This is a genomic window from Burkholderia sp. Ac-20365 (assembly GCF_017104715.1).
Taxonomy (GTDB): domain Bacteria; phylum Pseudomonadota; class Gammaproteobacteria; order Burkholderiales; family Burkholderiaceae; genus Paraburkholderia.
Map to the genome: position 1 here is coordinate 35,800 of NZ_JAAGPI010000054.1, position 9,724 is coordinate 45,523.

At 63.3% G+C, this 9,724-nt stretch carries 8 protein-coding genes; 3 read left to right on the forward strand and 5 right to left on the reverse strand.

What is annotated here, in order from left to right:
* Positions 1 to 10 precede the first annotated feature (10 nt).
* Positions 11 to 721 (reverse strand): ABC transporter permease, encoded by a 711-nt coding sequence (locus G3O01_RS41560; protein WP_205813296.1) that lies wholly within the window; start codon positions 719 to 721, stop codon positions 11 to 13.
* A 32-nt stretch (positions 722 to 753) separates the two neighbouring features.
* Positions 754 to 1,443 (reverse strand): histidine ABC transporter permease HisQ, encoded by a 690-nt coding sequence (gene hisQ, locus G3O01_RS41565; protein WP_205813297.1) that lies wholly within the window; start codon positions 1,441 to 1,443, stop codon positions 754 to 756.
* A gap of 411 nt (positions 1,444 to 1,854) precedes the next feature.
* Here hisQ and G3O01_RS41570 point away from each other — a divergent pair, with 411 nt between their 5' ends.
* Positions 1,855 to 2,463 carry a class I SAM-dependent methyltransferase gene (locus tag G3O01_RS41570; protein ID WP_205813298.1) on the forward strand — a complete coding sequence of 203 codons (609 nt, stop codon included), beginning with the start codon at positions 1,855 to 1,857 and terminating at the stop codon, positions 2,461 to 2,463.
* A 15-nt stretch (positions 2,464 to 2,478) separates the two neighbouring features.
* Here G3O01_RS41570 and G3O01_RS41575 read toward each other — a convergent pair whose 3' ends face one another.
* The gene (locus G3O01_RS41575) at positions 2,479 to 3,510 is read right to left on the reverse strand and encodes a patatin-like phospholipase family protein (RefSeq protein WP_205813299.1); all 1,032 of its coding nucleotides are present in this window, start codon (positions 3,508 to 3,510) and stop codon (positions 2,479 to 2,481) included.
* A 94-nt stretch (positions 3,511 to 3,604) separates the two neighbouring features.
* On the reverse strand, positions 3,605 to 4,147 hold the full coding sequence (locus G3O01_RS41580) for a hypothetical protein (RefSeq protein ID WP_205813302.1): 543 nt from the start codon (positions 4,145 to 4,147) through the stop codon (positions 3,605 to 3,607).
* A gap of 891 nt (positions 4,148 to 5,038) precedes the next feature.
* Between G3O01_RS41580 and G3O01_RS41585 the strand changes: the two genes are divergently transcribed.
* A complete protein-coding gene (locus tag G3O01_RS41585) occupies positions 5,039 to 6,031 on the forward strand; it encodes an LLM class flavin-dependent oxidoreductase (RefSeq protein WP_205813303.1) in 993 nt (330 codons plus the stop codon).
* 802 nt (positions 6,032 to 6,833) lie between these two features.
* On the opposite strand, the gene G3O01_RS41590 is transcribed toward G3O01_RS41585, so the two are convergent.
* Complete coding sequence (locus G3O01_RS41590) at positions 6,834 to 7,907, reverse strand: alpha/beta hydrolase (protein WP_241024703.1); 1,074 nt, start codon at positions 7,905 to 7,907, stop codon at positions 6,834 to 6,836.
* Between the two features lie 485 nt (positions 7,908 to 8,392).
* On the opposite strand from G3O01_RS41590, the gene glgC reads away from it, so the two are divergent.
* A complete protein-coding gene (gene glgC / locus G3O01_RS41595) occupies positions 8,393 to 9,667 on the forward strand; it encodes a glucose-1-phosphate adenylyltransferase (RefSeq protein ID WP_205813300.1) in 1,275 nt (424 codons plus the stop codon).
* Positions 9,668 to 9,724: the final 57 nt, after the last annotated feature.

Consider the following 9,724-nt stretch of genomic DNA (forward strand, 5'->3'; position numbering starts at 1 on the left):
AACGCGGCGATCAGCGCCGCACGGCCAGATACGCGAGCCAGTGGCGTTCGGCGCGCCGGAACAACGCAACCAGCGCGAACGATACAGCAAGATAGATCAGCGCCGCGAGCCCGAATGCCTCGAACGAACGATACGTTGCGGAGTTCGCATCGCGGGCAACCTTCAGCACGTCGGGCACGGTGGCCGTGAAGGCGACGGTAGTCGCGTGCAGCATCAGGATCACTTCATTACTGTACAACGGCAGCGCACGGCGCAGCGCGGACGGTATCACAATCCGCCGGTACATCGTGAACCAGCTCATGCCATAGGCACGCGCGGCTTCGACTTCGCCATGCGGCGTCGCGCGAATCGCGCCCGCGAAGATCTCGGTCGTGTACGCACAGGTGTTCAATGCGAACGCGAGAATCGCGCAGTGAAACCCGCTGCGGAAAAACGAATCGAGCAACGCATGCGAGCGCACGAATTCGAGGCTGTACATGCCCGTGTAGATCAGCAGCAATTGCACGTAGAGCGGCGTGCCGCGAAACACGTAGGTATAGAGGCGCACAGGCGTCGAGAGCCAGCGCTTCTTCGATACGCGCGCCACCGCAAGCGGAATCGACGTCACAAAGCCAATGCCGATCGATGCGACCAGCAGCCACAGCGTGACGGCAAGTCCCGAGAGGCGCTGCCCGTCCCAGTAAAGGAACGCGCGCCAGAACTGGTTGAGAATGTCGATCATGGTCGTCTCCTGTCTCGTGTGCGTAGCGCGTTTTACAGTTCGGCGTGCCGCACGCCCGTCGAATAGCGCTTCTCCAGCCAGATCAGCACGAGATTCGATACGGTCGTGATCGCCAGATAGATCAGCGCGGCAACGAGGATGAAGAAGAACATGTTGAAGGTGCTCTTGCCCGCGTCCTGCGCGGCCTTGACGACATCGGCGAGACCGATGATCGACACCAGCGCCGTCGCCTTCACCAGCACCTGCCAGTTGTTGCCGATGCCCGGCAGCGCGAAGCGCATCATCTGCGGAAACAGGATGCGGGCGAACACGCGCGCCCCGCTCATGCCGTACGCCGCGCCCGCTTCGAGCTGGCCGCGCGGCACGGCGAGAAACGCGCCGCGAAACGTTTCGGTGAAGTACGCGCCGTAAATGAAGCCCAGTGTCAGCACGCCCGCGATGAACGGGTCGATATCGAACTGCGGCAGGTTCAGCGCGTCGGTCAGATTGTTGACGGCGATCTGGATGCTGTAGAACAGCAGCAGCATCAGCACGAGGTCGGGCACCGAGCGGATCAGCGTGGTGTAGCCCGTCGCGATCGCGCGCATCGGCCGGTTCAGCGACAACTTCGCCGCCGCGCCGATCAGGCCGAGCACGACCGCCGTTGCGAGGGAAAGAACCGACAGCTCGATCGTCTTGATCGTGCCGTCGAGGAGCACCGGGCCAAAGCCATAGAGGAACACGCGTGTCTCCTGTGAGTTATCCGGACAGCCGCAAGCGCTGCGGCATGGCGCGGATACTCGCAAGCAAAAATAATTTGCTCAAACGGGGACGCGTGGCTTTTGTGCGTCGCAACATTCTTGAAGGCGCGGCGTGACGGGCGTTTAACGCCCGCTGTAGCGAGCGCTATCCATTTGTAAGCGGACAGCGCGCGTGCGGCACGTGCCGCGAATTCGCAAGTTTCGGGTCGCTTTTTCGATAGACGCGCGCGGCCCTCTGCACGCCCGCAAACCCGCGCCGATTGGGGCTTTCCCTGAAAGACAGGCGCGCGCGATGCTGTCAGGCGCTTGCCGTCGAACGCCGTGCGCGAGCGCACGCGTTAGACTTGCTCTTCCCTTTCGCTGCGTGATGCTGTTCGCCAACAGGATCGAAGCATGACACTGAGCCCCGACGCCACGACACTCGCCGCCTATGCACGCGATGCCGCCCGCTACTCGCGCGACTGGCTCGACCAGCCGCCGCCCGACGACATGTACGCGCTGTGGGAAGCGCATTTGCTGCCCACGGGCAAGACGGCCGACATCGGCTGCGGCAATGGCCGCGACGCCGGATGGCTCGCGGACCACGGGTATCGCGTGACGGGTTTCGATGCGTCGGAAGGCTTGCTCGATGAAGCGCGGCGGCTGTATCCGCAGATTACGTTTCGCAGCGCAACGCTGCCGTCGCTGGCTGAAATCGATGAGCAGTTCGACAACGTGGTGTGCGAAACGGTGCTGATGCATCTGCCCGTCGACGCGATTACGGATGCGATCGACAACCTCCTGCGCATCCTGCGTCCGAGCGGCATGCTGTATCTGTCATGGCGTGTGACGGAAGGCGCGGACGCGCGTCACCCCGACGGACGGCTCTACTCGGCGTTCGAGCCTGCGCTCGTCACGGACGCGCTGTCCAGTTGCGTCATCCTGTTCGCCGACGATACGACGAGCGCCAGTTCCGGCAAGCGCGTTTGCCGCATCATCGCGGCGAAGCGCTCGGAAGCCTGAGCGCTTCGCCCCATCTCAATCGATACCGAGGCATGCGCGGATTGCAGGCAGATTCGCCTCGACAGCCGCGCGCCCTTCCGCGATCGCCGGCCCCGCCCGATGAAAATCGAAGATGCCCATGCCGGCGAGGCGCGGCTGGATCAGGATATCGGCGGGCTCGCCCGCGAGGCGGCTGCGCGTGATTCGCACCTGCATGATGTCGATGCTTTGCGCGATCGAACTGAGCATCGACGGCACGCGCGCGCTGGGCGCGGGCGGTACGCGCACGTCGCGCGAATACTGTTCCGGCGAAGGCTGCAGCCATGCCGGAAACGGCTTGCCGTTGCGCCGCAGTAGCGCGGGCGGCGCAGGCGTGGCGATTTCGGGCGGCGGCGCATCGGGATCGAGCGCGAGCAGACCGGGTTCCTCGATGCTCGCCGCGATGGTTTCCTCGACGGGCATCGGCGGCAGATCGACTACCGCGCCGCCGAAGTCGCGGCCGTTGAGAATGTCGTTGTTAAGATCGACGGCGATCACACAGTCGGCCCGCATGCCGCGCGCCGCCGACACAGGCACCGGGTTCGACAAACCGCCGTCGACGAGCCACACGCCCTCGTGCAGCACAGGCGTGAAAATGCCCGGAATCGCAATCGACGCACGCACGGCGTCGACCACGCCGCCTTCCTGAAGCCAGGTCTCGCGGCCGGTATCGAGTTCCGTCGCGACCGCGGCGAACGGCATGTGCAACTGGCTGATCTCGCGCCCGTTGAAGCGGTTCGCGAACACCTGGATGACTTTCTTGCCGCCCAGCAGCCCGCCCGAAAACCGCAGATCGAGCAACCGCACGACCGACTGCCACGTGAGCCCCGTGACCCACTCTTCCAGCCAGTCGAGGTCGCCGTTTGCGTAGACGGCGCCGACCAGCGCGCCGATCGATGTGCCCGCGACGAGATCCGGCTTGATGCCCGCGTCGTGCAGCGCGCGGATCGCGCCGATGTGTGCCCAGCCGCGCGCGGCGCCGCCGCCGAGCACGAGGCCAATGCGCTTGTAGCGTCGACGAATGGCCATTGTTGTTTTCTCCCTTGTTTGCAGGCGTTTTCTGATTGGACCAGCGCGGCCGCCTTTTGTTTTCAGTGTCCGCGTCAGGGTCCGCAGCCTGCCGTCAATGCCCGCGCATCACGTCCGAGCGCGAGGTCGTGTAGACGACGTGATTGACGTCGAAATGCACGTTGAAAAAGCCTTCCTGCGTCACGCCGCCCTCGCGCCACTTCCAGCTCCACACCGTCTCGGGTTTGAGCGGATAGACGGCAACTTCACCGGGCTTGCCGAGCAGGCGGCGCACTTCGTCTTCCGTCATGCCGGACCGGATCTTCGCGAAATTGGCCGCCGTCAGCACTTGCGTGATCGCCTGCAGCACGCCGTCCGGGCCGATGTCGACCATGTACGTGTTGAGGCCTTGCGGGCCGCGCGGATATTCGAGCCGCTTCGAGCCGTCGGTGAACTGGCGCTCGGTTTCGGGCTTGCCCATCTGGTCGCGGATCTGCGCTTCCGTCGTCACGCCGGGCGTGAGTCCTTTCAGCAGAAGCGCATCCGGTTTGACGGCGTTAAAAAATTCCTTGAGCTTTTGCACGGCTTGCTCGCTCTGCTGGTCGTCGCAGCCGGCGAGTGCGGACAGCGCGCCAGCCATGGCCACGGAAAGCATCATGTTGCGCAACGAGGTGCGATTGATCATCTTCGATGACATGCGGGATACAAACGTATGAACGACACAGAGCATAACCCGGTGCACGGCCGGATCGCGAACGAAGACCGCGCAGATATGTATGGAAAGTTAAAGAATTGCTACGCGAGATTTCTCGCGTGAGACGCGCGGTGGCGGATGAAAGCTAAAGGAAGGCGTGAACGATGACGTGGCGACGCATGCGGTTCTCGTGGATAGCGTTTCGGCCAGAAGCAACTTCTGCTTCTGGCCGTGACGCAATTTTCACCGCTATGGACGGCTGCCGTGAAGGCTGCCGCTGGCCCCTCGACTATCCTGCAAGTGCTGACAATCTAGCGTCAGCATCGAAAATGTGCGAGAGCGCGTTTACACCGAATTGGCTGACAAATTGGCACAAACGCGTGCGCGTCCGCCGGCTGCATCATGCACCCGGCTGACCCGGTCGGCCCGGTTCGCCCGGGTGTGCACTGCGTAGCCGACCTACGCGTGACGTGACGGACCGACCGGCGTCGAGGTCCGTGGAGGCCGCCGCCTCGTCACGCGAGTGCGCATCGCGCAGGCTTGCGTCGTTGGCGGCGACACTTGCACATTAGCGCCCGCGCGCGAGAGATTCCGTGCGACGGCACACGAACTCAACACGCTTGTGCAGGTGGCCAACGCATTTCGCGCCCTGTTTTCAGGGGTTTTTCGCGTTGTCGTCCGCACGGCCTTCCGTCTGCACAAATCCCGACCCTGCTGACGTCAGGGGCATGATCAGCCCGCCAGCAGGAACGGGAGCCCTTTGGCACAATCCCGTTTTCCGCACGCCAGACGGACCAGCGTCGTCCTTGCACGAGGTTCTTGCACATGACGATGGTTGGCCGCACATCGATTGCCATGATTCCTTTTTCCGTCCTCGATCTTTCTCCCATCACGGCCGGCGCGAGCGCGTCAGACGCGTTCCGCAACTCGCTGGATCTCGCGCAGCACGCCGAGCAATGGGGTTACAAGCGCTTCTGGCTCGCCGAGCATCACAACATGACGGGCATCGCGAGCGCGGCGACATCCGTTGTGATCGCGCACGTGGCGGGCGGCACGAAGACGATCCGCGTCGGCTCGGGCGGCGTGATGCTACCCAATCACGCGCCGCTCGTGATCGCGGAGCAGTTCGGCACGCTGGCGTCGCTATATCCGGGGCGTATCGATCTGGGCCTGGGCCGCGCGCCCGGCACCGACCAGACGACGGCGCGCGCGCTGCGCCGCGATCTGCATGGCAGTGCCGATTCGTTCCCTGACGATGTCGTCGAACTGCAGCGCTATTTCGCCGATCCCGTGCCGGGGCAGCGCGTGCGCGCCGTGCCGGGCGCGGGGCTGCATGTGCCGCTGTGGCTGCTCGGCTCGAGCCTGTTCAGCGCGCAGCTGGCGGCGGCGCTCGGGTTGCCGTTCGCGTTCGCGTCGCACTTCGCGCCTGATTACATGATGCAGGCGCTGCATGTGTATCGCGCGCAGTTCCGTCCTTCGGAAACGCTCGACAAGCCTTATGCGATGGTCGGCGTGAACCTGTTCGCCGCCGATACCACCGATGAAGCGCGCCGCCTCTTTACGTCGCTGCAGCAGCAGTTCATCAATTTGCGGCGCGGCACGCCGGGGCAGTTGCAACCGCCGGTCGATCATCTGCCTGCGTCCGATATGGAGTTGAGTAGCGTGCAGCACTCGCTTGCGTGTTCTGTTATCGGCGATCGCGGTATGGTGCGCGACGGTTTGCGCGCGATTATTCAGCAGACGGGTGCTGATGAGGTGATGCTGACGGCGCAGATTTATGATCACGCGGCGCGGTTGCGGTCGTTTGAGATTGGGGCGCAGGTGAGGGATGAGGTTGGTGGTGGCTGAGGGATCTGGTTTGGTTTGGTTTGGTTTGGTTTGGTTTGGTTTGGTTTGGTTTGGTTTGGTTTGGTTTGGTTTGGTTTGGTTTGGTTTGGTTTGCCTGGCTTTGCGATGGCATCCGCGTTTTGTCTTGCCTGCTTCAAGCGTCGCCCCTGTGCGGGGCGGCACCTACTTTTCTTTGCCGCGGCAAAGAAAAGTAGGCAAAAGAAAGCCGCTGAACACCGCCAGTTCTTTGTTGTTGCCCACGGGCCCCCAGCGGCCCCGTCCTGTTCGCGGCATCGCTGTTCTCGATGCCCGTTGCCAATGCTTCGAATTGGCTCATCACCCGCTTCACACTCTCGCGTTGCCACTGGCGCGATCGCATCTCCCACGTTCCATAGCGGCAAACTGTGTGTAGGTTTTCGCGGCTTATGCCTTTCACTCCGGACTGAAAAACACGATCGGTGTCGTAGGAGCGCCAGGGTGTGAAGCACTACGATCGACACACAGTTTGCCACCTGGGCGGCATTAGCCATTCGCTGTCGCTGGCTGTGCTACGGGTGATTGGGATGGGTGAGGCGCCGGTTCGAAGCGCGGGCAACGGGCATCGAATGGCAGAACGCCGTTTGAAGTGGAGGAACTGTTGGGGGCCCTCAGGCGGTGGTCAAGAGCGGGCGGTGTTAGCCCGCTTTCTTTGCTTACTTTCTTTGCGGCGGCAAAGAAAGTAAGTGCCGCCCCGCACAGGGGCAACGCCTGAAGCAGGCAAAACAAACCGCGGATGCCAGCGACAACACAAGCAAACCCCAAAAGCGTCGCAAGACAAAACACATCAACGATTCACAGTCACAGCCGCCAACCCACCCAGCAGCGCGTTATGAAAAGCACCTGGATCCTGCATCTGCGGCGCATGCCCAAGCTCACCAAACTCAACCAGCGTCGCATGCGGAATAGCCTTTGCGGCAGCCTTGCCGAGTTCAGGATAATGGCCAATCTTCGCACGCACATCTGGCGGCGCGGCATCCTTGCCAATCGCGGTGGTGTCCTTCTGCCCGATCAACAGCAACGTCGGCATCTTCAGCAGACCAAGCTCATAGACGACGGGTTGCGTATAGATCATGTCATACAGCAGCGCCGAGTCCCACGCCACTTCCTTCTTGCCGGGCCCGCGGTACATGCCCGCCAGCATCTGCACCCACGGTTCGAAATCGCTGCGCCACTGGCCCGAGTAATAGGTCGCCTGCTCGTAGCGGCGGATACCGTCGGCCGTCGTCTTCAACTCGCGCTCGTACCACTGGTCGACGGATAGCGACGGCACGCCCTTCGCCTTCCAGTCCTCCAGCCCGATCGGGTTGACGAGTACCAGTTGCTGCGTCTGCGCCGGATACATCAGCGCATAGCGGACGGCGAGCATCCCGCCCGTCGAATGTCCGACGATGGTCGCGTCCTTCACCCCGATCGATTCGAGCAGCGCATGCGTATTGCGCGCGAGCTGCTGGAAGCTGAACTGGTAGTGCTGCGGCTTGCTCGACTTGCAAAAGCCGATCTGGTCGGGCGCGATCACCCGGTAACCCGCCGCCGACAGCCGCGCAATCGTGCCTTCCCATGTCGCAGCGCAAAAATTCTTGCCGTGCAGCAATACCACCGTGCGCCCATTCGGATGATCGGGTGCAACGTCCATGTAAGCCATGTGCAGCGCCTCGCCTTGCGACGTGAACGCGAACTGGTGCACGGGCGCGGGATAGTCGAAGCCTTGCAGTTCCGGACCGTATGCCGGGCCGTCATCGGCGGCGGGCGCGCTCGACGGCGTGGGGGCGTTGACGGGATCGGCGGCGTAAGTCTGCTGGCCCGGCAAGGCCAGGCATGCGGACAGGGAAACGGCAGCGAGAGCGGAACGGATTTTCATTGTTTGTTTGGCTGGCAAGGAAGCACAGGCCCGTCATGATGCCCGCGTCGCGCCCACTCTGCAGCGCCGCGTGCAAAGCAGGCCACGACGGCAAACATCGGCAAACATCGGCAAACGGCGGCACTCGGCAACAAACGGCCGTTTCAATCCGACGCCCTGCCCCGGGCGGCATAAATTGCCCGCCCCGCGGCCGCACGCGCAGCGCAAGCGCGCCGTTTCTACCTGTCGAGCATCAGGCCCGCGGGCGGGCGGCAAGCCATGTGTGGCATGGCGAACGCGGCAGGTTGCGCGCAGCATGCGCATGGTCCAGACTAATCGCTGGCTGGCGGGACGTGCATCGCGGGTGCCAGCGCGCAGGCGAAACCCGGAACTGTCGAACAACAAAAACAAAACCACAACAAAAGCGCATAGCGTCAGATAAAAAAACAGCATCGCCGGGGCAAAGAAAAGCTTCCACCAGGGCTCACCTAAAAATGGAGACGCACATGGATACGCCGGCAAGCCTCAACGATCTGCAACACACGACACTCGCCATCGTCCTCGCGGGCGGACGCGGCACGCGGCTCGGGCCGCTGACGAACAAGCGCGTGAAGCCCGCCGTGCACTTCGGCGGCAAATACCGGATCATCGATTTCGCGCTGTCGAACTGCCTGAATTCGGGCATCCGTCGCATCGCCGTCGTCACGCAGTACAAGGCGCACTCGCTGCTGCGGCACGTGCAGCGCGGCTGGGGCTTCCTGCGCGGCGAGTTCAACGAGTTCATCGACCTGTGGCCGGCGCAGCAGCGCGTGGAAGGCGCGCACTGGTATCGCGGCACGGCCGACGCGGTGTTCCAGAACCTCGACATCATCCGTTCGATCCGCCCGAAATACGTCGTCGTGCTGGCGGGCGATCACATCTACAAGATGGATTACACGCGCATGGTGATGGACCATGTGGAATCGAAGGCAGACTGCACGGTCGGCTGCATCGAGGTGCCGCGCATGGACGCAACGGCATTCGGTGTGATGCACGTCGACGAGCAGCGCCGCGTGACGGGCTTCGTCGAAAAGCCCGCCGATCCGCCCGCGATGCCCGGCCGCCCCGATATCGCGCTCGCCAGCATGGGCATCTACGTGTTCAACGCCGACTACCTGTACTCGATGCTGGAGGAAAACATCAGCAGCGTCGCGACGGATCACGACTTCGGCAAGGACATCATTCCGCGCGTCGTCACGTCGGGCATGGCGATCGCACATCCGTTCAGCATGTCGTGCGTGTCGTCGGATCCGAGTGTCGAGCCGTACTGGCGCGATGTCGGCACGATCGACGCGTACTGGGCCGCCAATCTCGATCTCGCGTCGACGATACCCGCGCTCGATCTCTACGACCGCAACTGGCCGATCTGGACGCATCAGGAACAGCTTCCGCCCGCCAAGTTCGTGCGCGACCTGAACGGGCTGCAAGGATCAGGGACGAACCTGATCGTGTGTGGCGGCTGCGTGATCTCCGGTTCGCAGATTTCGCGCTCGGTTTTGTCGTCGAATGTGGTGGTGAATTCGTTCTGTAACATCGCTGAGGCAGTCTTGTTGCCGCAGGTGTCGATCGGCGCGAGTTGCCGGCTGCGCAAGGTCGTGATCGACCGCGGTTGCCAGATTCCCGACGGCACCGTGATCGGCGAAGACCCGGTGCGCGACGGCGAACGCTTCTACCGGACCGACAGCGGCGTCGTGCTGGTGACGGCGGAAGCGCTCAAGCGGCAGTCGGCGGCCGCGCGCTAACGCTTGTCCGCCTGGCTGGCGCTCCCGCTCTCCGGCACGCGCGGCGGGCGCCGGCGG

Coding starts and splice junctions, on each gene's coding strand:
- G3O01_RS41560 (WP_205813296.1), bottom strand. CDS start 721: ATGATCGACATTCTCAACCAGTTCTGGCGCGCGTTCCTTTACTGGGAC.
- G3O01_RS41570 (WP_205813298.1), top strand. CDS start 1,855: ATGACACTGAGCCCCGACGCCACGACACTCGCCGCCTATGCACGCGAT.
- G3O01_RS41575 (WP_205813299.1), bottom strand. CDS start 3,510: ATGGCCATTCGTCGACGCTACAAGCGCATTGGCCTCGTGCTCGGCGGC.
- G3O01_RS41580 (WP_205813302.1), bottom strand. CDS start 4,147: ATGATGCTTTCCGTGGCCATGGCTGGCGCGCTGTCCGCACTCGCCGGC.
- G3O01_RS41585 (WP_205813303.1), top strand. CDS start 5,039: ATGATTCCTTTTTCCGTCCTCGATCTTTCTCCCATCACGGCCGGCGCG.
- G3O01_RS41590 (WP_241024703.1), bottom strand. CDS start 7,907: ATGAAAATCCGTTCCGCTCTCGCTGCCGTTTCCCTGTCCGCATGCCTG.
- glgC (WP_205813300.1), top strand. CDS start 8,393: ATGGATACGCCGGCAAGCCTCAACGATCTGCAACACACGACACTCGCC.